The following is a 24,418-nucleotide window of genomic DNA, read 5'->3' as shown; positions in this document are numbered from 1 at the left end:
GTGCGCTACAGCCGTTCGGCGGCGAACGAGGCCGCCTGCTGCACCATGCCGTTCTGGACGTACGCACCGTGGGCCCTCATGTCCCATCCGCCGTCGGCGCAGATCGGATCGTTGGGCGCGCACAGCTCAATGGTCTTCCCGACGTACCCCGGAGCGGTGGCCGGCAGCGGTCCCGCCGACAGGGAGTCGGCGAAAGCGCTTCTGGGACCGCCGAAAAGCGCAGCCGCGGCGACGTGGTCAGCTGCCTCCGGGGGTGCGGCGTTAGTCGCCAGGTCGATGACCGCGGCACCCTGCGAGTAGCCGCCGAGCACCATTCTGGTGCCGGGGCAGGAGGCGGCCATCGACCGAATATGGGCGGCCGCGTCGTCTGCGCCAGCGGGCGTGCTGGTACCGAAGTCCCTGCTCGCCGGGTAGTTGACGGCGTACACGCCCACCGAGCGACCGCCGGCTTGCGCGCGCACCGAGTCCACGAACGCCTGGCCGATACCACCGACCCCAGGCGGTTCCGTGGTGCCGCGGGCGAAGACGACTTCGACGTCCGGGCACGGGGCCGCATCCGCGATGGGGCTGGTGAGCAGGACGATCGGCAGTGCCCCGGCCACCGCGGCGACGGAGCCGAGCAGGCGCGCGGCAGGACAACGGGTCATGGTCATATCCGTTCATCGTTCGGCGCGCGGTGAACGTGACAGTGGCGGCCCGCGTCTAGCGCGGTGGTGCGGGGCCCCGTGCGCCCTGTGGGTCACGGGTGCGGCAGCGGTGGATGAGTCGGCTGAGTTCGGTGCGGGTGCGGGTGGTGGCGGTGAAGGACTGCAGTGTGCCGGCGTGGAATCGGATGAAGGGCGCGGGGGTGGTGTCGTCGCCGAAGGCCCAGACGGCGAACGCGTCGAGGGCATCGGGGTCGTCGAGGTCGGGCACCGGGTCGGCGGGAGTAGCGTTGTCTGGCAACGGCTCCCGCGCCCCACCCGGCGGCGGTGGCGTGTCCCAGGGCAGGGGTGCCGTCTCGTCGGGTAGGGGGATCTGGTCGGGGCGGTTGCGGTAGTTGACGGTGGCCTGACCGGTGTCGAGGTGGTCGGGGGGATGCCAGTGCACCACTCCCTCGACGACGTCGGTGGACCACTGATGCGGTTGGGGGCCGACGAGTCGGTTGTCCGCCGGGCAGGCCAACGCGTTCTCGTCGACGTTGGTGTTGCCGCCGGCGCCCCAGTCGCGGGCAGCGTGATGGACCTGGCAGCCGTAGGGGCCGACCGGGCAACCCGGTTTGGTGCACCCCCAGTCGCGGGCGATCAGCATCAACCGCTGCGCGGCGGTGGCGACCCGTTTGGTGCGGAACAGATCCAACGCCGACCCGGTCGCGCCGTCGAAGACCGCCAGCGACCAGTGCGCGTGCGCGCCGAGGCGGATCAGGTCCTTGATCGACATCGTGGTGCCGTCCCCGGCGACGGCGACCCCGGCCATCGCCTGCAGGTCCGCCACGGTGGTCTTGACGATGATCGACACCGGCAACCCGTTGAGGGTGCCCAGATCGCTCGACAGCGCGATGCGCGTCATCACCTCCAGCGCGTCGTGCCGCCGCTGCGCCAACGTGCGGTGGTCGTTGTCGATCTGGGCCTGAGTCGGGGTCCCCGAGACGCAGGGCTGCGGGTCGTCGGGGTTGCACATGCCGGGGGCGGCGAATTTCGCGTAGAAGGCCGCCAGCCCCGCGGCCACCGCCGGGGTGGCCTCGATCTCGATGGGGGTGTTGCCGTTGCGGCGCTGTGCGCCGATCCTGACTCCGCGGGATCTGTCGCGTTCCCGGTCGTCGGGTTCGGGACCGTCCTGATCCAGCAACGTCAACCGCCGCGCCGCTTCGGCCGACAATTCCGCGGGACCCACTTTGATCGCGAGCCGGACCAGGCTCACCTCCATCTGCGCGGCGGTCACCGCATCGAAGCGGGCCTTCACCTTGCGCACGACGTCGCGGATGATCGCGATGTGCTCGGCGCCGATCGCCCCGTGCGACTGCGCAGCCGCCACCGCCGGAAACTCCGGCTCCAGCGGTTCCCCGGTCGTCGCGGTCCGCGGCCCCAGTTCCCTGGCCGCGGTCAACCGGCGATGCGCCTCGGCGGTGCTGATCCGCCACCGCGTCGCCAGCACCTGCTTCCAGTTCTTCGCCCCCATCGCGACCGCGGTGGTGACACTCTGCAGCGCGGCCAGGATCCGATGCAACTGCGACGGCATCCGACACATCAGCGACTCGTACTCATCGGACACCTGCAGCAGCTCCGCCCGCGACAGACAGCTCAGGTCCGCAGCGGCGAAACGGTCGTAGGCAGCGCTCAACGCCAACACCGCCTCCACCGCTTCCGCAACCCCCGTACCCGACACGACTCGAACATACATTCGACCACCGACAGATTCCCGTCGCCGATCCCAACCGGGCAGCGAAACCCGCGCGACGGGAGTAAGCAGAACGCATGAACCTTCGTGAGGCTCGCCAGGTCATCGATTCCCTCGAGACGAACCCCGACGCGCTGTCGGTCTTCGGTGCGAAGTACGACACCGACGACGGCACAACCATCATCCCCGTCGCCAAGCCGGTGGGCGTGTTCGTCGTCAAGGACGGCAAGGGCGCGTGGCAACCGGCGACAGACGACACCCGGATCGCGCTCTTCGGCATCCTCGTCGGACTGGTCGCCACGACCCTGAGTTGCGTCGCACTGATCCGCAGGCCACCCTGGCCCGATCTGCACGGCGAGGTGACCAAGCGGATCTAGCCGCCGAACACCGCGGGAAGTAGTCGATTGAAGATGTCGGCGCGCTCCCACTGCAGGAAATGGCCTGCGCCGGGAACCACCAGCGGTCCGATCCGGTTACGGAACGCCCGCTCGCAGCGCGGCACGAAATCCTCGCCGAGGACGTGATCGTCGGGCCCGTACAACACCAGCGTGGGCACGTCGACGGCGTCCATCAGCGGGAACTCGGCCATCTCACGCCCGTAGGCCAGTTGGTACGTCGCCCATCCCGCACGCAACCGGGCCTCGTCGGCGAACGGCTCGGTCATGAAGTCCACGGCCGCCTGGTCGAACGCGTAGCGCGACGACCACAGTCGGTTGGTGTACATGTTCGCCACCCACTGCCTGCGCGCCTGAGGTGTGGTCAGCATCGCGGCGAGCTGGTCCGGGAACGCGCCCTGCATCCACCGGTAGTCACCGGTCGGGTCCAGTGTCTCAGACTCGATTGGGCCGCTTAGCGATTCGATCCCCGTGTAGTCGACGCCGAGCGGTGCGACGGTGTTGAACACGCAGAACGCGTCGACGAAACCGGGGTACCGGTGGATCATGTCGACAGCGACGACGCCTCCGACATCGCTCGCGGCGATGACACACGACGAGTGCCCGAGCTGGTCGTGGACGAGCGCGTATAGATCGCGCGAATAGGTGACCAGGTCGAGTTGATCGTCGGCCGGGATGTCACTGTCCCCCATGCCGCGCAGGTCGGGGACGATCACCTCGAAACCCGCTTCAGCCAGCGGCCCGATGTTGCGCCACCAGATCCGCTTGGTCTCGGGGTAGCCGTGTATCAGAAGTAGCGGTGCGCCGCCGACGCCCTCGCGGACGAAGGCCAGCGAAACCCGCTCCGCCACAGGGGCGTACTGAACGCCGAACGCATCGGCAGCGGGACAGGACGGCTGTGGTGGGCGGTGCCGCGGGTCGTAGCGGAAGGCCACCTAGCGGGCCCCGCGCACCAACCGACCCGGACGCGCCCCCGTGTCGACGCCGTCACGGCGGGTGACGGCTCCGCTGACGACGGTGGCGACGTAACCGGAAGCGCCCTGCACCAGTCGATTTCCTCCTGCGGGCAGGTCGTAGGCCATCTTGGGGGTGTGCAGCCGCAGGGCCTCCATGTCGATGACGTTGACGTCGGCCTTCTTACCGACCTGGATGACGCCGCGGTCGCCGAGACCGAACAGTTGGGCGGTGTCGTGCGTCTGCTTGCGGATCAGATGCTCGAGCGGCAGCTTCGGGCCGCGGTGGCGATCACGCGCCCAGTGCGTCAGCAGGAACGTGGGATACGAGGCGTCGCAGATCATTCCGCAGTGCGCGCCGCCATCGGACAGCCCGAGCACACCGGCGGGGTGAGTGAGCATCTCCGCGATGGCGTCGCAGTTGCCGTACGAGTAGTTGAAGAACGGAAGCATCAACATATTGGTGGCGTCGGCTTCGAGCATCAGGTCGTACAGCGTCGCCAGCGGATCCTCGCCACGGTTGGCGGCGATCTTCTCCACGGTGCGGTCGTCGGTGGGCTCGTAGTCCGGCGGGTCGCCCAGATGGTAGATCCGGCCCAGCGAGTACTGGACGAGGAGGTACATGGCGTCGAACAGCAGGCTCGGATCCGGAGCGATGTCGTCCTCACCGAGGATCGCCGCCTTGACGGCCGGGTCGGCGAGCCGATCCGCGAGTTCCTCACGGCCCAACTCCGCCTTCAGCTTTCGGAACGTCGGGCGGTGCGTGAACGCGTGGTGTCCGGGGAATCCGAACAGCATGCCGAACGGGCGGGCCGCCACCTGCGGGTACAGCCGACTGCCCGCGGTGTGCGCGGCAGCCGAGATGTCCATCTGCTCACGCCAGAGGTCGGGCGCGGCGTCGACCTGAATCAGCCCGAAGGAGATCGGCCGGTCGATCTCGGCGCCTAGCCGCTGCATCCACTCGAGTTCCTTCTTCGGCGCGATGATGTCCTCACCGGCGACACCCTGCGGCGCCAGCTCGAAGACGGCCTGACCGCCCGCGGCCATCGCCCGGCCGAGGCCGAACAGCTCGTCCTCGGCGGCGAACGTTCCGGGAACGGGCTCGCCGTCCATGGCGCGGTGGCCGAGGGTCCGCGACGTCGAGAAGCCGAGGGCACCCGCTTCGACGGCCTCCTGTACCAGCCGCGCCATCGCGGCGATGTCGTCGGGCGTCGCGGGCTCGTTACGCGCGCCGCGCTCCCCCATCGCGTACGCGCGCACCGAACCGTGTGCCACCTGGCTGCCGACGTCGACGGCGTACTGCCCCTTGCCGATCACGTCGAGGTACTCGGGATAGCTCTCCCAGCCCCAGGTCATGCCCTCGGTGAGGGCGCTGCCGGGGATGTCCTCCACGCCCTCCATCATCTGGATGAGCCACTGCTCGGAGCCGGGCCGTACCGGGGCGAAGCCGACGCCGCAGTTGCCGGTCACGACGGTGGTGACGCCGTGATTGCTCGACGGTTCCAGCAGGCTGTCCCAGCTGACCTGACCGTCGTAGTGCGTGTGGATGTCGACGAAGCCCGGCGCGACGACTTTGCCTGTCGCGTCGATGGTTTCGGCCGCCTCGCCGGCGAGCGGTGCGTCGCCCGACCCGCGGCGGTGCACCTCGACGATCCTGCCGTCCTTAACGGCCACGTCCGCCACGAAGCGATCGGCACCCGTGCCGTCGACAACAGTCCCACCGGTGATCTTCAGATCGAACATCGGCCCAATGTAACACCGTTACAGCCCTCCCTGTAATACCGTTACAGAGAATCGTGAGGAGGGGCCGGATGGTCACGCATGCCGCGCACGACGTTCGACGCGAGGACGCGATCGGGGCACCACCGACGCGACCCACGCGGGTGCCCGCCGCACGCTACTACTCGACCGAGTTCGCGCGGCTCGAGGAGAAGCGCATGTGGCCGCGAGTGTGGCAGGTCGCGTGCACCGTCGATCACGTCGCCGAGCCGGGCGACTACTTCGAGTACCGCTGCGGGCCGATCTCGGTGCTGGTCGTGCGCGACGGTGGCGGCGAGCTGCGCGCGTTCCAGAACGTGTGCAGGCACCGCGGCAACTCGCTGTGCCAGGGCGCCGGTTCGGATCTGCAGGAACTGCGCTGCGGCTACCACGGCTGGACGTGGGATCTGGCCGGCGCGCTGAAGCGGGTGCCGAACCGCAAGGGTTTCGGCGAGCTGCATATGAGCGACTTCCCGCTGCTCCCGGTTCGCGTCGACGTCTGGGAACGGCTGGTCTTCGTCAACCTCGATCGGGACGCCATGCCGCTCGCCGAGTACCTCGAGGCCGTACCGTCGGACATCGCCTGGTGCCGGCTGAGCGACTTCCGGTGCTACGCCACCATGACCGTCGAGGTCGACGCCAACTGGAAGACCATCGCCGACGGCTACAGCGAGACCTACCACATCCAGACGCTGCATCCGGAGTTGCACCGATGCATGGACGATGTCTTCGCACCGCAACGGATCTGGGGACATGCCGGCAAGTCGGAGCAGTTCTACGGCGTGCCCAGCCCGCACCTGCGAGAGCCGCTGTCCGACGAGGACGTGTGGGACGCGTACGTCACCACGCAGGGCGCGCTCATGGGCGTCGAGGAGGGCACGCCGTTCCCCGGCTGCGCCGACGACATGACGGTGCCGGACGTGATCGCCGCGCGGACAAGGGAGTTCGCCGAATCCCGCGGCGTGGATCTGGGCTGGGCCGATACCGAGCAGCTGATGACGCTGCACCAGTACAACGTGTTCCCCAACATGACGCTGCTGACCAACGCCGACCACCTGACGGTCATGACGTCGCACCCCGGCGCCGACCCCGAGCGCGGCGAGCTGGTGATGTACCTGTGGACGCGGATGGCGCCCGGATCCCCCCGCACGACCCCGATGGACGTGCGGATGACGGCGGCCGAGGCGCATCCGGGTCTGGTTCTGACGCAGGACATCTCGGTGCTCGCGGGGCTACAGCGCGGCCTTAGTCAGCCCGGCTTCACGCATCTCACGCTGTCGAACGAGGAGCGCCGAGTGATCAACCTGCACCGCAACCTCGAGCGCTACCTCGATCTGCCCGAGTCCGATCGCATGACGGGAGGCGAGCCGGGTGACGCGCCCTGAGCCGATCACGGCGGACACCATCCTGGACGCCGCGGCCCGGCTGATCGAGGCGACCGGGGTCGACGCGTTCACCATGCGCAAACTCGCCGACCAACTCGGTGTCGCCGTGACGTCGATCTACTGGCACGTCGGCGGACGCGACAAGCTGTTCGACGACCTGGTGGACCGTCTGCTCGCCGAGATGGCCAACCTCCCCCTGGAGGGCGACAGCGCCGCCGATCGCATCGCCGCGCTCGCGCGGGCGCAGCGGCGCGCACTCATCGAGCGGCAGCACCTCCTCGCGATCGCACATGAGAGGGACCGAACGCCGTTGCTGTTCTTGCCGATTCAGCAGAAGCTCGCGATCGAACTAGCCCAACTCGGGGTTACGGGCGCCGAGGCCGCGCTCATCCTGCGCGCGGTCGAGGTGCACGTGGTGTCGTCGGCGGTCATGCAGTTCACCGCGGTTCGCGGTGAGAAGCACGACGAGGAGGACCCGACGCTGTGGACCGACGACTGGCCGGATCAGGATCTGGTCGCCGCACTGCAGTCCCCCACCGACTACGACGCGGTGTTCGAGTACGGGCTGGAGTCGCTGCTGGCGCGGTTGCGCTCCTAGAGCAGTGCGCGGATCGCCCGCTCGAAGCCCGTTACGTGCGCGAGAGTCAGTTCCGCTGCGGCGGTGTCGTCACCGGAGACGATCGCCTCGATGAGGCCGACGTGCTCGCGGACGTGGCTGGCGACGTCGGGGAGCCGGTCAAGGAACAGGCACCAGATTCGCGTGGCGTGCGCGTCCAGGCTGACCAGGATCTGCTCGAGGTGCGGGTTACCCGAGGCGCGGTAGATCTCCCGGTGGACGTGGACGTCGCGGCGCAGGACCTCGCGCGGGTCGTCGGCGTCGTCGAGTTCCACGATCTCCCCGATCAGCGCGGTGAGGCGGGCGCGTGCATCGGGTGACGCGGTGCGCGCCGCACGGGCCGCCGCGGTCGGTTCCAGCTGCTTGCGGATCTCGGAGATGTCGGCGAGATCGGTCATGTCGACCGCGGTCGCGAACGTCCCGCGACGCGGAAAGGCCACCACCAACCGGTCCTGCTCCAGCCGCTTGAGCGCCTCGCGGACGGGCGTGCGGCCGACTCCGAGTTCAGCGCCGAGCGCCTCGTCGTTGATGGGCTCCCCCGGCCGGATGTCGAGCATGACCAGCCGCTCCCGGATCACGTCGTAAGCCCGATCCGCGCTGGTCTCGATGCCACCGCCGGATCCGCGCGGGGACGCCTCCGCCAGGCTCATCGCCGATCCCCTCCGTCCGATTGACGCCGTCGCGTCGTGATCCTACGCTATCCCACGACTGATATATCAATACGATTTCAGTCGTCCTGCAGGAAGGCTCGATGGTCCGGCGATGAACCCGTCCCCCGCCCCACCCGGCGCGCACCTGCCCGATCACCCCGACTTCCTCTGGCGCACTCCGGAGCCGAAGAAGAACTACGACGTCGTCATCGTCGGCGGCGGCGGCCACGGCCTCGCCACCGCGCACTACCTGGCCAAGAACCACGGCATCACCAACGTCGCGGTGCTCGAACGCGGTTGGCTGGCCGGCGGGAACATGGCACGCAACACGACGCTGATCCGGTCCAACTACCTGTGGGACGAGAGCGCCCGCATCTACGAGCACGCACTCAAGCTCTGGGAGGGTCTCGAAGAGGATCTCGACTACCCGATCCTGTTCAGCCAGCGCGGTGTGCTCAACCTCGCGCACAGCCTGCAGGACGTCCGCGACAGTGTTCGCCGCGTCGAGGCCAACCGGCTCAACGGGGTCGACGCCGAGTGGATCGGTCCCGACGAGGTCAAGAAGCTGTGCCCGATCGTCAACGTCTCCAACGACATTCGCTATCCCGTGCTCGGAGCGACGTACCAGCCCCGCGCTGGCATCGCGAAGCACGACTACGTGGCATGGGGTTTCGCGCGCCGGGCCGACGAAGCCGGGATCGACATCATCCAGAACTGCGAGGTGACGGGCTTCGTCACCGACGGTGACCGCGTCACCGCGGTGCGCACGACGCGGGGCGACATCGGCGCCGGACAGGTCGCGCTGTGCGCCGCGGGGCACACGTCGACGTTGACGGACATGCTCGGCATCCGCACGCCCCTGCAGAGCCACCCGCTGCAGGCGTTGGTGTCCGAACTGCTCGAACCCGTGCACCCGACCATCGTGATGTCGAACGCCGTGCACGTCTACGTGTCGCAGGCGCACAAGGGCGAACTGGTCATGGGGGCCGGCGTCGACTCGTACAACGGGTACGGCCAGCGCGGCGCGTTCCACATCATCGAGCGCCAGATGGCCGCAGCGGTCGAACTGTTCCCGGTTTTCGCACGCGCCCATCTGCTTCGCACGTGGGCGGGCATCGTCGACGTCTGCCCCGACGCATCCCCGATCGCGGGCCGCACGCCCTACGAGAACCTGTACCTCAACGCCGGCTGGGGCACCGGCGGCTTCAAGGCCACGCCGGGCATCGGCTGGTGCATGGCGGACACCATCGCCAACGACGAGCCACACGAGTACATCGCACCGTTCAGCCTCGACCGGTTCGTCACCGGGGCCCTCGTCGACGAACACGGCGCCGCTGCCGTCGCACACTGAGACAGGAGCTTACGCAATGCAACTCATCGAATGCCCGTGGTGCGGGCTGCGCGAGGAGACCGAGTTCCATTACGGCGGGGAGGCGCACGTACCGTATCCCGACGACCCGCAGGCGCTGACCGACGAGCAGTGGGCCCACTACGTGTTCTTCCGCGCGAACCCCAAGGGGCTGTTCGCCGAGCGGTGGAGCCACAGCGCGGGATGCCGCCGCTGGTTCAACGCGATTCGCGACACCGCCAGCTACCGCTTCCAAAGCGTGTACCGCCCCGGCGAGCAGAGGCCGACCCCGTGACCGCGCGCACCGAACGCGGTGGCCGCATCGATCGCGACACCACCATCACGTTCACGTTCGACGGCAGGAAGATGACCGGCCACCACGGCGACACCCTCGCCTCGGCCCTGCTGGCCAACGGCGTTCACCGGATCGCGACCAGCATCAAGCTGGGCCGCCCGCGCGGGATCACCGCCGCCTGGGCCGAGGACACCGGCGGCCTGGTGCAGATCGACCACCCGTTCCCGGAGCCGATGCTGCTGGCGACGACCGTCGAGCTGTTCGACGGCCTTGTCGCCCATGGCATCCCCGGCCAGGGCCGGCTAGCCGATACCGCCGACCCCGCCCGGTACGACAGCACCCACGTGCATACCGACGTGCTCATCGTGGGCGCCGGTCCCGCCGGGTTGGCCGCGGCGCTCACCGCGGCGCGCTCGGGCGCACGCGTCGTCCTGGTCGACGAACAGAGTGAGGCCGGCGGCGCTCTGCTCGGCACCACCGACGTGATCGGGATCAGGCCCGCAGCCGATTGGATCGCCGACACCGTCGCCGAGCTCGCCTCCCACCCCGACGTGCTGCACCTGCAGCGCACGACCGCGTTCGGCCACTACGACGACGGCTTCGTGCTCGCCCTCGAGCGCCGCACCGATCACCTCGGAGCCGCCGCCCCGGCCACCGTGAGCAGGCAGCGAGTGTGGCGAATCCGCGCCGGGCACATCGTCATCGCGACCGGGGCACACGAACGCCCCGTCGTGTTCACGGACAACGACCGCCCCGGCGTCATGCTCGCCACCGCCGCCAGAACCTTCCTGCACCGCTACGGCGTCGTGGTCGGGGAACGGATCGTCGTGTTCACCACCAACGACAGCGCCTATCAGGCGGCGTTCGACCTGCACGACGCGGGCGCTCGCGTGCACGCGATCGTCGACGCCCGCGCCGACGTCCCCGCGGACCTGCTCGACCAGTGCGCCGCCCGCGAACTGACCGTGCGCGCAGGCGCGGTCGTCAGCGGCACCCGTGGTGACGCTCGGGTGACACACGCGCTGGTCGACGACGCTGAACTCCCGTGTGACGCCCTCCTCGTCAGCGGCGGCTGGAATCCGGCCGTTCACCTGTTCAGCCAGGTGCGCGGACAGCTGCGGTACGACGAGGTCCTCGGTGCGTTCCTGCCCGCCGATCCGCTCGAGCGCGTCAGCGTCGTCGGTTCCGTAGCGGGCGTGTTCGACCTGCCCTCGTGCCTGCGCACCGGGCGGGAGGGCGTCGACGGGACGTCCGAACCCCTTGCGGGAGAGGATGACCCGGTTCGAACCGCCGCGCCCGGCCTGGTGCTCTGGTACGTCCCCGACCCGGATCGCGCCGATCGACAGTTCGTCGACGTGCAGCGCGACGCCACCGTCGCCGACCTGGTGCGCGCGGTCGGCGCCGGAATGCGATCGATGGAGCACATCAAGCGCTACACCACGATCGGCACCGCCCACGATCAGGGCAAGACGTCCGGGGTGGTCGCGTCGGGAGTCACGTCCGATCTGCTCGGCACGCCGATGGAGGAACTGGGTGTGACGACGTTCCGGCCGCCGTACACGCCGGTCGCGTTCGCCGCGCTTGCGGGCCGGGACCGCGGCAGGCTGTTCGAGCCGGAACGCGTGACGGCCGTGCATGATTGGCATGTCGCCCGCGGCGCGGTCTTCGAGGACGTCGGGCAGTGGAAGCGGCCGCGCTACTACCCCGTGGCGGGGGAGGATATGGAGGCCGCGGTCCTGCGCGAATGCGCCGCGGTGCGAAGCGGAGTCGGCATCCTCGACGGGTCGACGCTCGGCAAGATCGACGTGCAGGGGGCCGATGCGGGGGCGTTCCTGGACCTGCTCTACACCAACCTGATGAGTTCGCTCAAAGTCGGCATGATCCGCTACGGCGTGATGTGCGGCGTCGACGGCATGGTGATCGACGACGGCACCGTCATGCGGCTTGCCGACGATCGCTTTCAGGTGTTCACGACCACCGGCGGCGCCGCCAAGATCCTCGACTGGATGGAGGAGTGGCTGCAGACCGAGTGGCCGCATCTACGGGTGCGGCTCACGTCGGTCACCGAGCAGTGGCACACGTTTCCGGTGGCAGGACCGAAGTCCCGCAACGTGATCGGCGCGGTGTTCGGCGATGTCGACGTGAGTAACGAGGCGTTTCCGTTCATGGCCTGGCGCGACACGACCCTGGACGGCGTGCACGTGCGCATCGGCCGGGTCAGCTTCTCCGGCGAACTCGCCTACGAGGTCAACGTCGACGGCTGGCACGCCACCGCGGTGTGGGAGCGCCTGATCGCGGCGGGCGAACCGTTCGGGATCACCCCGTACGGCACCGAGACCATGCACGTGCTGCGCGCCGAGAAGGGTTACCCCATCATCGGGCAGGACACCGACGGCACGGTGACGCCGCAGGACCTCGGGATGAACTGGGTGGTGTCGAAGAAGAAGCCGGACTTCATCGGCAAGCGTTCGTTCACCCGCAGCGAGAACCTCAACCCGCTGCGCAAGCAGTTCGTCGGCCTGCTTCCCACCGACGGCGCCACCGTGCTGCCGGAAGGCGCGCAGATCATCGAATTCGTCTCCGCGGGTGAGCTTCCGCCGCCCCCGGTGCCGATGCTCGGTCACGTCACCTCGAGCTACCGCAGCGCCGAACTCGGCAGGCCGTTCGCGCTCGCGCTCGTCAAGGGCGGCCGCGCGCGGATCGGTGACACCGTGCACGTCCCGGTGAACGGTGGGCTGATTCCCGTGGAGGTCACCGGTTCCGTTCTCGTCGACCCGGAGGGGGCACGCCGCGATGGCTGAGACACTCACACGGCGAAGTCCGTTGCAGGACTTCGCGTCCCGATTCGTAGCGACCCCCGCGGCGGCGCGCATCGCGGAGGAGCCGTTCGTCACGATGGTCGACCTGTGGATGGAACCCGCGGGGGCGGGTCAGGCGGCGGTCGCCGGGGTGCTCGGTGCCGACTGCTCCGTCATCTGGTTCGGACCGCAGGAGTCGCTCGTCACCTCGACGGTGCGTGCGGGCGAGGAGTTGGAGGCCGCACTGCGCGAGGCGGTCGCCGAGCACGGGGGCGCGGCGGTGGACGTGTCCGCACAGCGCACGACGCTGCGACTCACGGGAGCACGCGCGCGGGATGTGCTGGCGAAAGGCTGCTCACTGGATCTGCATCCGGTCGCGTTCGGCCCCGGCTCGTCGGCGCAGACGATGCTCGGACACGCCGCGGTGGTGTTGGTACCGCTCGCCGACGACGGCACGGACTTCCGCATCCTGGTGCGGGCCTCGTTCGCGAGCTATCTGGCCGAATGGCTGCTCGACGCGACGCTGGAGTATCGCTAGCTAGTGCTCGAGGTCGACCAGTCCGGCCGACTCCGCCGATGTCACCACGCGCTCCCACCCCAGCACGGCGGCACCGAGCAATGCGATCGCGGTCGCGAAGCCGGCAGTCGTCGCGATCACGTGCCCCCACTCGCCGCTGGCGTAGACGACGCCCAGCAGCAGAGCCGTGAAGATCCCGGCCAGGGTGAGTCGGATCGCGGTGGTCATCAGACCACTGTGCGCTCGCGGTCTGAGCGAGCATGAAGCGTTCGTTGAGAGAATCCTTTGAAACGGCTAGCGGGGTGCTGGCGGCGGGCCGAGCACCTGGATGTCAAACTGCCCGCATACTTCGGCGACGTGCCCCGGATCGATCGGCCCGGGCGCCGGCAGACCCGGCTTGTCAGTCGGCTCCCCCAACGCGGTCACGAAGTGCTCGAAGCCGCCGGGGGTGGACAGTTGGAACACCTTGGCCGTCTCGGACCGCACCTGAAACGTATGCGGTAGCCCACGGGGCAGCCAGACCACGGCTCCCGCGCCGTGGATGGCTTCGACGTCGCCGCAGCAGAGCCACAGTTCCCCGTCGACGATGTAGAACAGTTCGTCTTCGGCATCGTGGCGGTGCAGCGGCGGCCCGAAGTTCCTCGGCGCGAGGAACTCCATCGCGGTGAACTGTCCGTTGGTCTGTTCGCTGTTGACCTTCGCCGTGTAGAGCGTGTTCAGGAAGTGGAACTTCGCCCCCGCGTCCCGCACAACGAAAGCCGGGCTTTGCGTCGTCATGCCGCAGTTATACAACTGACGCGGTCGTCAGCGCGCGAAATCGCTGGCACTCTCTTTCAGGGCGGGTGAGGCAACCGCGAGATGGAATGTGACGACGTATGAAGCGCGACAACGTCGTCATAGTCCGAGTCGACGAGCACTGGCCCCAGGTTGACGTGGCCGAGCGGCTCGAACGACACCTTCGGGTCGATCGGGTGGAGCTCGGTTACGGCTTCTCCAGCGCTCACCCGCGAGCGCGCTCCAGGTTCTCGGCGACCTCCTGGCGCCAGAACTCGTTGGCGTGGCTGGTGTCGACCTCGACCTCGAACCGATCGGTCATCTCGGAGGTGACGTCCGCCGCGTCGACATAGAACTGCTCATACCACCGTCGGTGCTGGTAGACGGCGCCGTCCTCCTCGGTGAGGAGCGGGTTCTCGATGCGCGTCTTGTGCTTCCAGATCTCGACGTCGTCGAGGAAACCGCCGCCGAAGGACGTGCTCATCGCCCTGGCGAGCTTGGCGGCGTTCTCGGCTGGCATGCCCGGTAGTTCCTGGACGGCGACGCCGTACTGCAGCACGAAGGAGTTGTGGCTGACGGGGTAGTGGCAGTTGATCAGCGCCACCTCGATCGTGAAGTCGGGCGCGACGTCGTTGTGCAGCCAGTTGATCATGTAGGCGGGTCCGAAGTAGGTGGCCTCCGAGCGCAACTTCGTTCCCTCCCACATGTTCTCGTAGTTCTTCGTGGTGTCGGGACGCGGCTTGGACTCCATCAGCTGGGTGGCGGTGTGGCCTTCGATGATGTTCTTGAAGTACGTCGGATACGCGCGGTGGATGTAGAAGAAGTGCGCCATGTCGACGTTGTTGTCGACGATCTCGCGGCAGTGCGACCCCTCGATGAGAATCGAGTGCCACGACCAGGGCGACCACCGGCCGTCGTCGTAGCCGTCGATGGTGGGCGGGAACAGTTCCTGTGCGGGCACCGAGCCCTCGGGGTCGTGCCACACCAGCAGCTGCCCGTTGACCTCACCGGTCTGCCAGCGCCTCGTCCGCGCCAGCCGCGGAGTGCGCTTGGCGTAGGGCACCAGCGAGCACTTGCCCGTGGACCCCTGCCAGCGCCAGTCGTGGAACGGACACGCCACCGAGTCACCCTTGATGCTGCCCTGCGACAGATCTCCACCCATGTGCCTGCAGTAGGCGTCGAGGACCTGCAGATCACCCTGCGAATCCTCGAATACCACCAACCGGGTGCCGAACGCGTTGATGCCGTGCGGCTTGCCGTCGCGGAAGTCCTCGGCCAGGCCTATGCAGTGCCACCCGCGCGCGTACCGGTTCATGGGAACCCCGGTGTCGATGTCCCTGACGGCGTCGTCGTTCAGCGTCACCATGTCATGTCCTCCTCGACGGCTCGGCACCGATTTAAGCACATTCGCTTATTCCGGCGGCCGAACCTATGATCCTCCTCATGCGCCGCGGAGAGCAAGCCCGGATCGCGATCCTCGACGCGGCCGAGCAGCTCATCGCGCAGCGCGGGCCGCAGGTGCCGCTGCGCGACATCGCGCTGGCCGCGGGCCAGCGCAACAACTCGGCGGTGAACTACTACTTCCGCAACCGCCAGGATCTGATCGACGCCATCGTGCGACGCCGCCTCGAACCGATGGAGCGGGAGCGCGTGGAGATGCTCACCGCTGTCGATCCGGACGCCGACGTGCACGCCCTGCTCCGGGTCCTGGTGTTCCCCTTCACGACCGTCGAGAGCGACTACTACGCGCGCTTCCTCCAGGCCGCACTGCTGCAGCTGCCCACCGACAGCGCCAGCGGGTCCGCCTGGCGCGACGTGCTCGACAGGCTCGCGCACGCCATCCCGACCACCGACCGGCAGACCCGCCGCCGCCGGATCGCCGCGATCGGCACCACGATGTTCGCCCTCCTCGCCGAACGAGAGCGCGCGTCGCACGACTCGGGAACCGGGGTGGGCGACCCGGACGAGATCGTCTCGATGCTGGCCGCCATGCTGACGGCCCCACTGCCCATCCCCGCATAGGACGGCGCGGTGGAACCCGGAATCGGCCAGGGCGCATCGTGGCGGTTGCAGCGTCGACCGCCACGGCCCGACGGGAAGTGGGTGGACCTCACCGGTCCCGGTATCACCGACCGCTGGGGCGTCACCTCAACCGACCTCGGGGCCGCGGTCACCGCCCCCAACGGCAAGCTGGTCGCCGTCTTCGGAGACACGTTCTCCGGCAACCGCGTTGGCGAGGGCAGCTGGCGCTCCCCCGTGATCCTGATCGGCACCGGCGACGCGCGGGCCGCCGTCCGGTGGGAGCGGGCCGGTGGCCCCAACCCCGACTTCGCGGAGCAACTCTGGTATTACCACCACGACAGCGGACCGCGGTGGAACCGGGGCGGATTCAGCACCGTGCTGCCGTCGGATCTGCTGCGTGTCGACGACGCCCTGTACCTGCACGTGATGGTGAATAAGGGCTTCCCCGAGGTGATTTGGACCGAGATCTGGCGCTCCGACGACTGCGGTGAGTCCTGGCGACACCTGGGCGCGAAGTTCCCGGCGACGCTGCACGGGGGCCTCGCGCAGTGCTGGTCGTGGGACTACGACCCCGACGACGGCTGGGTGTACGTGGTGTCGACGGGGTTCACGCGCGACAAGGGCGTCATCCTGCGGCGCGTGCGGCCCGTCGATATCGCCAACCCACCGATGTACTCCGGCTGGGGTTGGGCCCACGGACGATGGGGATGGGGCAACGAACCCACTCCGATCACGCCGCGGGGTGAGCGATGGGGCGAGTTGAGTTTTCGCCGCCTCGATCGCGGCAGCTGGATCCTCGGCGGTTTTCTCGCGTCGAAGTACGCCCTCGGCTATCGCACCATCACGGGGCCGACCGCGAACATCCACCGGGCGCCGATTCAGTTGCCCGTCTCCGGATGTGGCTGGGACGACGAGGATCACACGTCCTGTCGGGTCGCGCAACTGTACGGCGGGTACGTGATGCCGGGCTCGCGACTCGACGTCGCGGGCGGCGTCGGCCTCATCGTGTCCCAGTGGAACACCGAGACCGGCTGGCCCTATCGCGCCATGCAGTTCCGGTCGACGATGCACGGCCCCGGCGCGAACCCGGACCCTGTGGACCCGATCGACCTCTGACTACACCGCGATCAGGACGGGTGCGAGCGGGGTCGGCTGCGGGTTCACCGGCGTGAAATCGGGCGCGGGCGGCGGCAGGATCGGGAACAACCTCGCGCCGTAGACCCCGGTCCCGAACGCGATGATCTGGGCCGGGATGTTCGTGGCGACGTACAGGCCGCTGAACAACAGCTGCGCGGGAAGCGCCAGGAAGCTCGGCAACCCGGAGTCGCCCGTCAGGCCGAAGTCGTAGATGAAGTACGGGATGCTCGAGAAGATCGTCCGCACCGTCAGCAGGCTGTCGGTGATGAAGTTCGGCGATTCGATCTGGGCGATCTCGGCGTTGAGGGCCGCCACCAGATCGTCGATGTTCGCGTAATGGTCACCTGCGCCGAGGGATTGCAGCGGGACACCGTCGGTGCGAGGCTGCACGCCGCCGCCGAAGATCTGCAGCACCGTCGGCGTGGTGTCGACGATCTGGTAGGCGGTGTTGATGTTGTTGTCCGCGAAACCGGGGCCGTCGACGATGACGAACGTCGCCGTCTCGTCGGGCGAGTTGAAACCGTGCCCGAAGCCCTTCTGCGGCTGATGGCCGTGGTCGGTGACGACGATGATGGTCCAGTCCTCACCGGTCAGCGCTTCACGGGCCGCCACGGCATCCATCATCAGTCCGAGGTTCTCATCCATGTTCACCAGCGCCGCTTGGTATTCGGGCGAGGCGCCGCCGTACAGGTGACCGTTCTCGTCCACACCGACGAAGTACGAGAACAGCACACTCGGATCCGTGCTCTGGTCTTCGATGGCGTCGACGGTCAGTTCGGCGACCAGGTCGTCGGTCGCGAGCCAGTTCGTGTCACCCGCGATCTGCGTGACGTAGAGGTTGTTGTCGGCGCCGCCGGCCCCCGCCGCGGAGATCGCGTTGATCACGTTCCAGTTGGCGACGACCGTGGTGTCGATGTCCTCGTTGAGCGCCTCGATCTGGTCGAACATCGTCGGGAACCGGTTGTACGTCCACGGCGTGAACACGTTGTTGATGACACCGGTGCGCTCACCCCACGCCCCGGTGAGGATCGAGGACCACGACGGGTTGGAGATCGTGGTGTGCCCGACGATGCTCGGGGCCGCGGAGGTGCTGGTGCCCAGCAGTTCGAGGAAGTTCGCGTTCTGCCCGGTCGGCAGTGCGAGCACGCGGCTCAGGTTGGTGCCGTCGATGCCGATCACCAACACGTGCTGATCTTCCAGAGGCAGCGCCTGCAGCGAGTTGACCAGGCTCGTGCTCTGCTGCGGCGCGACGTTCCGGTTCGGGTTGAGGAACTTCTCGAACTCGTTGCGCAGCAACGACAGTGCGGCCGTCAGGAACGGAATCTGGATCGGTCCGTCCTGCAATGGGCTCAGCAGTGGGCTCAAGACGGCGGAGACGAACTGCGTGACGATCCCGATGAGCGTCGGCGGCGCCTGCTGGGCCTTCGCCGGGGACGGCGCGACCGACGTGAGAGCGGTCGCGACAGTGGTGAACACGTCGCCGGACGACGGCGTGGAGGAGGTGTCCGCGGCGATGCTAAGCGCTATCGGCTGGGCATCGGCCTCGTCGCCCGCTTCGGTGCCGTCGGAGTCGGCGTCTGGAACGCTCGCCGACCGATTCGCCACTCGCTGCACCCCCGCCGCAGCGTCGCTCGCCGGTGAATCGTTGTTGGTTTCCGTCGGCGCGTCGGCGGGTGTGGTGCCCTCCTCGGCCTCCTCGGGCGCTTCGACGACGGGCGCTTCGACGACGGGCGCTTCAACGGGTGCTTCGACGACGGGCGCTTCGACCTCGGTGTCATCGGGCTCCGTCGAGCCGATGCTGCCCGTGACCGTGGGCGAACTCGTCACCGTGCCCGTCGTTTGCCCGTCCTGGTCGTCTTGGTCGTCGTTGTCACCGTCGTTCGAGCTCGACGTCGGGCCGGTCGGCGAACTCGTCGTGGCCTCCGACTGCGAACCCGATTGCGAACCCGACGCGTCACCGGCCGACGAGGTGGACGAGTCGCTAGTCGGGTCGGCGACCGCGACTCCCCCGTTGGTGGCCACCGCCATCCCGACTCCGAGTGCCACGGCCAAAGCCCCAACGCGACCGACGTTCCTGGCGTAGCCCATGACGATTCCTTTCGACAGACCACCCGCTCGGCGAAAATTACGCCTGCGGAGCAGGCCGTCAGCGTGGAATCGTGGAATTCGCTGTGAACGGCGGGTGGCGAATCCGAGGACGTGCCGGGCGCCCGCGACCCGAGCCGTGATGGGCGACCCTGCCCGTCGTGGCCAGCCGTCCGGGGCGGCGGGAACCGCGTTCGGACCGCCGGGCCGCCGGACGGACCCGAGTGTCGACGACTCACCTCCGTGGCACCCACAGCGAACGAATACCGGCGGGTGCGCCACGTCCCCGAGATTGCACATGACATCGTCGGCGCGCAGTGCGAACACGCCCACGGGCCGAATCCGCCGAATAGTATGAATTTGCCAGGATTGACGTCCTCAGCACATGTTGAGAGCGTTATTCCAGCAAGCTTCGTACATGGTGGCAACGCACCTCCGAATTCGGAGTTTGCAGATCAAATTCCTTTGATTATTAAGTACACCTATGCGCCCGACTTGTGCAGCTTGATCAGCATGTTTGCGATAGCATTTGACGCGCCGGTACCGGATCAAATTTGTGACGAGCATTGAACCGGCTCCGATGCTCGCAGACAGCCGATCAGAGGGTTACGTGAACGCGAATTCGCCGTCACCACGGCCCACTTGTCGGGACGATTACTCGGTGGGTGAAGGTTGACGACGTCGGAACTCGAGGACAATTCCAGTGAGTCGTTAGTCCCGCCTCCTCCCGCGAAGAAGAGCGTTCGCATCACCGGCCTCGACGGCATTCGCGGCCTCGGATGCCTCGGTGTCGCCGTCGCGCACATCGCGCACTGGTACTCACCGATGACGTCGGGTGCGGCGAAGCTCAATCTCATCGGCGTGGTGTTGCTGATGTTCTTCGTCTTGAGCGGCTTCCTGCTGTTCCTGCCCTATGTGAAGGCGCTGATGCGCGACCAGGGGGCCGGGGGCGCCACCATGCCCGACACCAGGGAGTACACCCTCCACCGCGTGCTGCGGGTGTTCCCCGCCTACCTCGTCATCTTCCTCATCGCCAACTACGCGTTCCACGCGGTGTACGTGGTGAACCAGTCGTTGCAGCCGGTGGGGACCACCGAGGGCACCGGCATGATCACCGATCCCGGACAGCTCATCGCCAACCTGACGCTGCTGCAGACCTACATCCCCCAGTACTTCCAAACCGGAATCAATCCGGCGTGGTCTCTCACGTTGGAGATCGCGTTCTATTCGACGCTCCCGATCTTCGGCGTGATCATGTTCCGGTTGCGCCGACGCCTCGGGGGCGCACCTCTGCGCATCGCACTCATCGCCCCGATCTCGCTCCTGGTGCTCGGTCTCGTCGCGAAGCTGTTCGTGCCGGCCATCTCCCGTGCGACCGGTGTCACCGATCCGCTGCTCCAGGAATGGGGCGACAACTGGCTCGCGGTCTTCCTGCGCAGCTTCCTCGCCATGTCCGACACGTTCGCGTACGGAATGTTCGTCGTGATTCTGTTCGTCGCGATGGAGCGCCGGATGATTCCCGAGCGGCTCAGTCGCCGCGTGCGCTTGCTCGCCACCGTGGCGTTCCTCCCCTCCGGGTTACTGGCCCTGGTCCTGCTGGCCACCCGCAACTCCTACGCTCTGAGCGCCATCGCGTTCACGTGCGCGATCTTCGTCGTCATCGTCATCGCACCGCTCGCACGCGGCCAGTCCTCATCGCTGGCGAGGTGGCTGGATCTCGCACCACTCCGCTTCCTCGGCAAGATCTCGCTGTCGGTCTACCTGTGGCACTACCCGGTGCTGATCCTGTTGGGGCGCTCCCGGTTTCTGGCCACCGAGGACACCATGTCGGCGATGCTGTCCAACGTCGCGATCGGGATGGTCGTCACCTTCGCTCTGTCGATCGTCACCTACTACGCCGTCGAGAAGCCCGCACTCAACCTGACGAAGCGCTACCGCCCGCGCCCGCGCGCCCACCCGTTGCCCGATCGAGCAGGACTGGCGTAGCCACCCGCTGACTGCGCCATCATGGACGGATGGAGTCGACGCGGTTGGACCGGTGGCTGTGGGCGGTCCGGATCAGCAAGACGCGCCCCGACGCCGCAGCGGCGTGCCGCGGCGGGCACGTGAAGGTCAACGACCGGCCGGCCAAACCCGCCACCTCGGTGGTTCCCGGTGACGAGATCCGCGCCCGAATCGGCGAGCGGACCCGCATCGTCGAAGTGGTCCGCGTCATCCAGAAACGCGTCGGCGCTGCGGACGCGGTGACCTGCTATCTGGATCGCACCCCGCCCGAGCCGAAGATCGTGGCGATCCCCGTCGCGCTGCGCGATCGCGGGGCCGGCCGGCCGACGAAGAAGGATCGCCGCCAGCTCGAGCAGTGGCGGGCGAGTCGCACCTGGTAACCGTCGTTCACCGGGCCCGACAAACGGGACCCTGGTCGGTCCGAAACGGGACCTAAGTCCATATCGCTTTCACGCAGTGCACCCGCACACTCGAAACGGCGACCGCCCTATCGACCCAGGAGAAGCGATGCCCCGGACCTTCCCCCCACCCGACCGCTTCGAACTGGTCGATTGCTATGCCGAACGCGACAACGAATTCGACGATCGGGACACCGCCGACGTCCGCAGCGACGAAGCGCAACGGGATGCCGTCCTGGAGGCAGACGAGGCGGACGTTCTCGAACAGCGTCGAGAGATACCGGACGACGGCGACGAACGCCGAACCGCCGGTGACTGATCGAGGCTCGCCGCACCGACGGTCTCCGACGGAGGAAGAATGCTGAACCGCGCAACGGCAGCAGGCATCGAGCAGGCGGCTTGGTTCAGAGTGTCGCCGAAGCCCTTGGCGTTGATCGATTCCGATCTGCGCATTCGCGGGGTCAACACCGCCTACGAAAGGGCCGTCGACATGCCTCGGGAGCGGCTACTCGGCGAGTACGTCTACGACGCGTTCCCCGACAACCCGGCCGACCCGACCGCCGGCGACCTCGCGAACGCGATCGCGTCGGTTGAGTCGGTGCTGCGCGGCACCGCCCCGCACTGCCCCGGCGTCCTTCGTCACGACGTGCCGGATCGCCACCACCCCGGCGGGTTCGCCTACCGAATATGGTCACCGCAGAACGAGCCGCTCATCGACGGAGGGCGAACGATCGCCGTACTTCACCACGCCCGCAACGTGACCTCCGCACTACCCCCCGGAGACGCTTGGGCCACCGCGGTCACGCTGAACGAGATCAGCCGTGTCGCAGACGAACTCGGTCGCGAGTTCCCACTGCTGCCGGCCAAGGAGGTGCTCGGCGTGCTCGCGCACTCGCACTCGGTCGTCATCGATGCGCAGGCCGAATCGGACATCGAGCGCTCCAAGCAGATGGCGAGGCTTCGGCTGGAAGTCCTGACCGGACGTCCGGCCCGGAGGGTTGAGATGGCGCAGGACCGCTGAGCGCATCGTTCCCGAGGGCGTTGGTCCTCAGCCCGATGGTCCAACGTCGTCGAAAAGACCGAGCTACGACCCTGTCAGCCGCTACTCGTCGACTCGTACCGTCACCGGCATGGCACGCAACGACGCGACCGACCACCCGCGAACTGTTCCTTCGGTTAACCCGTCCGGAGCGCTGAACGCCGTGGTCGGCCCGTTCGCGCGCACGGGACGCTACTACGCCGACACCTGGCGCCACTACCTCGCGCAGGAATCCGGCGACGTGCCGCTGGCCCGCCCCACGCTGGCGATCGCCGCACACGCGTTCCGCGACGAGATCGCGCTGCTGGGATTGCGAGCGCGACGACCGATCGGCGACGCACACACCTACGCACGCATCGACGCGGAGGTCCACGACGCTCTCCGGTTCTACGGCGACGGTGGCTGGCTGGAACATTCCGAAAGGTTCTTCACCGCACCGTCGCCTCCCGCGGACGTCAGCGTCCGCACCGCGTACTCCGCCGGACGGCCACTGCAACGGCTGTCGTTCACGAGCGGATACACCCCTCGCCGAGGTGAGCCCGGCGGCGCGCGCTGGCTGACGTACGCCGCGAACACCCGCGAGTACGCAATCGTGCTGCGGCATCGGCGTCCTCGGCCCTGGCTCGTCTGCGTGCACGGCACCGAAATGGGGCGCGCTCGCCTCGATCTCGCCGTGTTCCGCGCCTGGCATCTGCATCACGACCTCGGCCTCAACGTGATCCTGCCGGTGCTTCCGCTGCACGGCCCGCGTAGCCGGCAACTGCCGAAGGGGGTCGTCTTCCCGAGTGAAGACGTGATGACGAACGTGCACGCGACCGCACAGGCCGTGTGGGACATCAGGCGGCTGATCGCGTGGATTCGCGCGGAACAGCCGGGAGCACCGGTCGGCGTGTACGGCCTGTCGCTGGGAGGTTTCGTCGCCGCGATCGTTGCGAGCGTGGAGGACGACCTCCGGTGCGCTGTGCTCGGCGTGCCCGTGGCGGATATCGTCGCGGTCCTCGGCCACCATGCCGGCTTCCACGACGACGATCCACGGGGACGAACGGTCGCAGCGGCCGAGCCGCTGGGTCGGATGATCTCGCCGCTGTCGCTGAGGCCGCGAGTGCCGCTGCGCGGGCGCTTCATCTACGCCGGTGTCGCCGACCAACTAGTCCATCCACGCGACCAGGTGCACCGCCTCTGGGAACACTGGGGGCGACCCGAGATCACCTGGTATCAGGGAGGTCACACCGGATTCGTCGAATCCCGGCCGGTGCAGCACTTCGTGGACGCAGCCCTCGAGCAGTCCGGCCTGCTCGACAGCAGCGGAGATCCCACCGAGACCACCGAATGCGCGTGAGGCGAGGTCTTGGCCGCCCTCTCACGCCGTGGCGGGATGGCCGCCCAAGGAGTCTTCAGCGGCCTTCAGCTGCCGATCGGACGCCGCCATCTGGGAGCGGAACTCGCCGGCGTAGTTGTTGATGGATCCCGCTTCGGCGGCAAGGCACATGTGCGACGCGGCGTGTGCGTCCTCGATGGCACCACGGAGTTTCGAGTCCAACTCACGTTCGGGCGCAGGAAGATCCGACTTCAGCGTGATGACCGCGTCGTCGTGCATCGTCAGGCAGGCTGCCGATAACGCCGACAGGTCCTCTCGCTCCAACGCGACCTGCGACTTGTGGATGGACGAGCGCAGCGCGGCGACGTCCGTGCGGTGATCCGTCCACCACTGCTCCACGCTCTTCTCGTTCGGTCGCGACGACATGGGGCCGATCGACGATTCCCGTCCCACGGCGAAACCACCGACGGCCGCGGCGGCGCCGACGGCGATGACGCCGATCGCGGCGGCAACCGGCTTCCACCGTGTGACGTTCTTCGAAGGCATCACC

At 67.9% G+C, this 24,418-nt stretch carries 24 protein-coding genes; 14 read left to right on the top strand and 10 right to left on the bottom strand.

The features are described 5' to 3' along the window. Positions 1 to 5 precede the first annotated feature (5 nt). Together NM203_RS00420 and NM203_RS00415 are read right to left on the bottom strand one after the other, a co-directional pair. The gene (locus NM203_RS00420) at positions 6 to 647 is read right to left on the bottom strand and encodes a cutinase family protein (protein ID WP_255057613.1); all 642 of its coding nucleotides are present in this window, start codon (positions 645 to 647) and stop codon (positions 6 to 8) included. A 55-nt stretch (positions 648 to 702) separates the two neighbouring features. Continuing rightward, positions 703 to 2,364 carry an HNH endonuclease signature motif containing protein gene (locus tag NM203_RS00415; RefSeq protein WP_255057612.1) on the bottom strand — a complete coding sequence of 554 codons (1,662 nt, stop codon included), beginning with the start codon at positions 2,362 to 2,364 and terminating at the stop codon, positions 703 to 705. 89 nt (positions 2,365 to 2,453) lie between these two features. Here NM203_RS00415 and NM203_RS00410 point away from each other — a divergent pair, with 89 nt between their 5' ends. Next, the gene (locus tag NM203_RS00410) at positions 2,454 to 2,753 is read left to right on the top strand and encodes a hypothetical protein (protein ID WP_255057611.1); all 300 of its coding nucleotides are present in this window, start codon (positions 2,454 to 2,456) and stop codon (positions 2,751 to 2,753) included. Here the strand turns inward: NM203_RS00410 and NM203_RS00405 are convergent. Then, on the bottom strand, positions 2,750 to 3,706 hold the full coding sequence (locus NM203_RS00405) for an alpha/beta fold hydrolase (protein ID WP_255057610.1): 957 nt from the start codon (positions 3,704 to 3,706) through the stop codon (positions 2,750 to 2,752). The genes NM203_RS00410 and NM203_RS00405 overlap by 4 nt on opposite strands. After that, complete coding sequence (locus tag NM203_RS00400) at positions 3,707 to 5,467, bottom strand: N-acyl-D-amino-acid deacylase family protein (protein WP_255057609.1); 1,761 nt, start codon at positions 5,465 to 5,467, stop codon at positions 3,707 to 3,709. A gap of 68 nt (positions 5,468 to 5,535) precedes the next feature. On the opposite strand from NM203_RS00400, the gene NM203_RS00395 reads away from it, so the two are divergent. Next, on the top strand, positions 5,536 to 6,867 hold the full coding sequence (locus tag NM203_RS00395; protein ID WP_255057608.1) for an aromatic ring-hydroxylating oxygenase subunit alpha: 1,332 nt from the start codon (positions 5,536 to 5,538) through the stop codon (positions 6,865 to 6,867). Then, positions 6,854 to 7,465 carry a TetR/AcrR family transcriptional regulator gene (locus tag NM203_RS00390; RefSeq protein WP_255057607.1) on the top strand — a complete coding sequence of 204 codons (612 nt, stop codon included), beginning with the start codon at positions 6,854 to 6,856 and terminating at the stop codon, positions 7,463 to 7,465. Before NM203_RS00395 ends, NM203_RS00390 begins: the two co-directional genes overlap by 14 nt. Here the strand turns inward: NM203_RS00390 and NM203_RS00385 are convergent. Then, a complete protein-coding gene (locus NM203_RS00385; RefSeq protein ID WP_255057606.1) occupies positions 7,462 to 8,133 on the bottom strand; it encodes a GntR family transcriptional regulator in 672 nt (223 codons plus the stop codon). The two genes, NM203_RS00390 and NM203_RS00385, sit on opposite strands and share 4 nt — an antisense overlap. Positions 8,134 to 8,245: 112 nt before the next feature. Here NM203_RS00385 and NM203_RS00380 point away from each other — a divergent pair, with 112 nt between their 5' ends. The 4 genes from NM203_RS00380 to NM203_RS00365 are packed head-to-tail and all read left to right on the top strand — an operon-like array spanning position 8,246 to position 13,112. Then, positions 8,246 to 9,484 carry a sarcosine oxidase subunit beta family protein gene (locus NM203_RS00380; RefSeq protein WP_255057605.1) on the top strand — a complete coding sequence of 413 codons (1,239 nt, stop codon included), beginning with the start codon at positions 8,246 to 8,248 and terminating at the stop codon, positions 9,482 to 9,484. Between the two features lie 16 nt (positions 9,485 to 9,500). Then, entirely contained in the window at positions 9,501 to 9,776 is a 276-nt protein-coding gene (locus tag NM203_RS00375) for a sarcosine oxidase subunit delta (RefSeq protein WP_255057604.1), read from the top strand. After that, positions 9,773 to 12,577, top strand: a complete 2,805-nt coding sequence (locus tag NM203_RS00370) for a 2Fe-2S iron-sulfur cluster-binding protein (protein ID WP_255057603.1) — start codon at positions 9,773 to 9,775, stop codon at positions 12,575 to 12,577. Before NM203_RS00375 ends, NM203_RS00370 begins: the two co-directional genes overlap by 4 nt. After that, a complete protein-coding gene (locus NM203_RS00365) occupies positions 12,570 to 13,112 on the top strand; it encodes a sarcosine oxidase subunit gamma (protein ID WP_255057602.1) in 543 nt (180 codons plus the stop codon). The genes NM203_RS00370 and NM203_RS00365 overlap by 8 nt, the downstream gene beginning before the upstream one ends. Here NM203_RS00365 and NM203_RS00360 read toward each other — a convergent pair whose 3' ends face one another. The 3 genes from NM203_RS00360 to NM203_RS00350 all read right to left on the bottom strand — a co-directional run bounded on the left by NM203_RS00360 (position 13,113) and on the right by NM203_RS00350 (position 15,222). Next, positions 13,113 to 13,319: a hypothetical protein gene (locus NM203_RS00360; protein WP_255057601.1), complete on the bottom strand. Its 207-nt coding sequence runs from the start codon at positions 13,317 to 13,319 to the stop codon at positions 13,113 to 13,115. It lies immediately after the preceding gene. A 66-nt stretch (positions 13,320 to 13,385) separates the two neighbouring features. Continuing rightward, complete coding sequence (locus tag NM203_RS00355) at positions 13,386 to 13,868, bottom strand: cupin domain-containing protein (protein WP_255057600.1); 483 nt, start codon at positions 13,866 to 13,868, stop codon at positions 13,386 to 13,388. Between the two features lie 223 nt (positions 13,869 to 14,091). Then, positions 14,092 to 15,222, bottom strand: coding sequence for a 3-ketosteroid-9-alpha-monooxygenase, oxygenase component (locus NM203_RS00350; protein WP_303624035.1), 1,131 nt, complete (start codon positions 15,220 to 15,222; stop codon positions 14,092 to 14,094). A gap of 86 nt (positions 15,223 to 15,308) precedes the next feature. On the opposite strand from NM203_RS00350, the gene NM203_RS00345 reads away from it, so the two are divergent. Next, positions 15,309 to 15,887: a TetR/AcrR family transcriptional regulator gene (locus NM203_RS00345; protein ID WP_255057598.1), complete on the top strand. Its 579-nt coding sequence runs from the start codon at positions 15,309 to 15,311 to the stop codon at positions 15,885 to 15,887. Positions 15,888 to 15,896: 9 nt separating this feature from the next. Then, positions 15,897 to 17,003: a glycoside hydrolase family 183 protein gene (locus NM203_RS00340; RefSeq protein WP_255057597.1), complete on the top strand. Its 1,107-nt coding sequence runs from the start codon at positions 15,897 to 15,899 to the stop codon at positions 17,001 to 17,003. Here NM203_RS00340 and NM203_RS33070 read toward each other — a convergent pair whose 3' ends face one another. Continuing rightward, a complete protein-coding gene (locus NM203_RS33070) occupies positions 17,004 to 19,112 on the bottom strand; it encodes an alkaline phosphatase family protein (protein WP_303624007.1) in 2,109 nt (702 codons plus the stop codon). Between the two features lie 669 nt (positions 19,113 to 19,781). Between NM203_RS33070 and NM203_RS00330 the strand changes: the two genes are divergently transcribed. The 5 genes from NM203_RS00330 (at position 19,782) to NM203_RS00310 (ending at position 23,889) form a co-directional block, all read left to right on the top strand. After that, entirely contained in the window at positions 19,782 to 21,095 is a 1,314-nt protein-coding gene (locus tag NM203_RS00330) for an acyltransferase family protein (protein WP_255057596.1), read from the top strand. Positions 21,096 to 21,124: 29 nt separating this feature from the next. After that, complete coding sequence (locus NM203_RS00325; RefSeq protein ID WP_255057595.1) at positions 21,125 to 21,493, top strand: Hsp15 family ribosome-associated heat shock protein; 369 nt, start codon at positions 21,125 to 21,127, stop codon at positions 21,491 to 21,493. 127 nt (positions 21,494 to 21,620) lie between these two features. Beyond that, the gene (locus tag NM203_RS00320) at positions 21,621 to 21,830 is read left to right on the top strand and encodes a hypothetical protein (RefSeq protein ID WP_255057594.1); all 210 of its coding nucleotides are present in this window, start codon (positions 21,621 to 21,623) and stop codon (positions 21,828 to 21,830) included. A gap of 39 nt (positions 21,831 to 21,869) precedes the next feature. Further along, on the top strand, positions 21,870 to 22,532 hold the full coding sequence (locus NM203_RS00315) for a PAS domain-containing protein (RefSeq protein ID WP_255057593.1): 663 nt from the start codon (positions 21,870 to 21,872) through the stop codon (positions 22,530 to 22,532). Between the two features lie 109 nt (positions 22,533 to 22,641). Beyond that, positions 22,642 to 23,889 (top strand): alpha/beta hydrolase family protein, encoded by a 1,248-nt coding sequence (locus NM203_RS00310; protein ID WP_255057592.1) that lies wholly within the window; start codon positions 22,642 to 22,644, stop codon positions 23,887 to 23,889. 21 nt (positions 23,890 to 23,910) lie between these two features. Here the strand turns inward: NM203_RS00310 and NM203_RS00305 are convergent, their stop codons facing one another. Then, a complete protein-coding gene (locus tag NM203_RS00305; RefSeq protein ID WP_255057591.1) occupies positions 23,911 to 24,414 on the bottom strand; it encodes a hypothetical protein in 504 nt (167 codons plus the stop codon). Positions 24,415 to 24,418: the final 4 nt, after the last annotated feature.

The organism is Mycolicibacterium arenosum (assembly GCF_024320865.1).
Taxonomy (GTDB): Bacteria; Actinomycetota; Actinomycetes; order Mycobacteriales; family Mycobacteriaceae; genus Mycobacterium; species Mycobacterium arenosum.
The sequence above is the reverse complement of the archived record's forward strand: the minus strand, read 5'-3'. Positions and strand labels throughout refer to the sequence as shown.

Excerpts from the sequence above, each read along its gene's own strand:
- NM203_RS00395 (WP_255057608.1), top strand. The coding sequence starts at position 5,536 with ATGGTCACGCATGCCGCGCACGACGTTCGACGCGAGGACGCGATCGGG.
- NM203_RS00375 (WP_255057604.1), top strand. The coding sequence starts at position 9,501 with ATGCAACTCATCGAATGCCCGTGGTGCGGGCTGCGCGAGGAGACCGAG.
- NM203_RS00305 (WP_255057591.1), bottom strand. The coding sequence starts at position 24,414 with ATGCCTTCGAAGAACGTCACACGGTGGAAGCCGGTTGCCGCCGCGATC.
- NM203_RS00400 (WP_255057609.1), bottom strand. The coding sequence starts at position 5,467 with ATGTTCGATCTGAAGATCACCGGTGGGACTGTTGTCGACGGCACGGGT.
- NM203_RS00310 (WP_255057592.1), top strand. The coding sequence starts at position 22,642 with ATGGCACGCAACGACGCGACCGACCACCCGCGAACTGTTCCTTCGGTT.
- NM203_RS00315 (WP_255057593.1), top strand. The coding sequence starts at position 21,870 with ATGCTGAACCGCGCAACGGCAGCAGGCATCGAGCAGGCGGCTTGGTTC.
- NM203_RS00410 (WP_255057611.1), top strand. The coding sequence starts at position 2,454 with ATGAACCTTCGTGAGGCTCGCCAGGTCATCGATTCCCTCGAGACGAAC.
- NM203_RS00320 (WP_255057594.1), top strand. The coding sequence starts at position 21,621 with ATGCCCCGGACCTTCCCCCCACCCGACCGCTTCGAACTGGTCGATTGC.
- NM203_RS00355 (WP_255057600.1), bottom strand. The coding sequence starts at position 13,868 with ATGACGACGCAAAGCCCGGCTTTCGTTGTGCGGGACGCGGGGGCGAAG.
- NM203_RS00325 (WP_255057595.1), top strand. The coding sequence starts at position 21,125 with ATGGAGTCGACGCGGTTGGACCGGTGGCTGTGGGCGGTCCGGATCAGC.
- NM203_RS00345 (WP_255057598.1), top strand. The coding sequence starts at position 15,309 with ATGCGCCGCGGAGAGCAAGCCCGGATCGCGATCCTCGACGCGGCCGAG.
- NM203_RS33070 (WP_303624007.1), bottom strand. The coding sequence starts at position 19,112 with ATGGGCTACGCCAGGAACGTCGGTCGCGTTGGGGCTTTGGCCGTGGCA.
- NM203_RS00365 (WP_255057602.1), top strand. The coding sequence starts at position 12,570 with ATGGCTGAGACACTCACACGGCGAAGTCCGTTGCAGGACTTCGCGTCC.
- NM203_RS00380 (WP_255057605.1), top strand. The coding sequence starts at position 8,246 with ATGAACCCGTCCCCCGCCCCACCCGGCGCGCACCTGCCCGATCACCCC.
- NM203_RS00360 (WP_255057601.1), bottom strand. The coding sequence starts at position 13,319 with ATGACCACCGCGATCCGACTCACCCTGGCCGGGATCTTCACGGCTCTG.
- NM203_RS00420 (WP_255057613.1), bottom strand. The coding sequence starts at position 647 with ATGACCCGTTGTCCTGCCGCGCGCCTGCTCGGCTCCGTCGCCGCGGTG.
- NM203_RS00385 (WP_255057606.1), bottom strand. The coding sequence starts at position 8,133 with ATGAGCCTGGCGGAGGCGTCCCCGCGCGGATCCGGCGGTGGCATCGAG.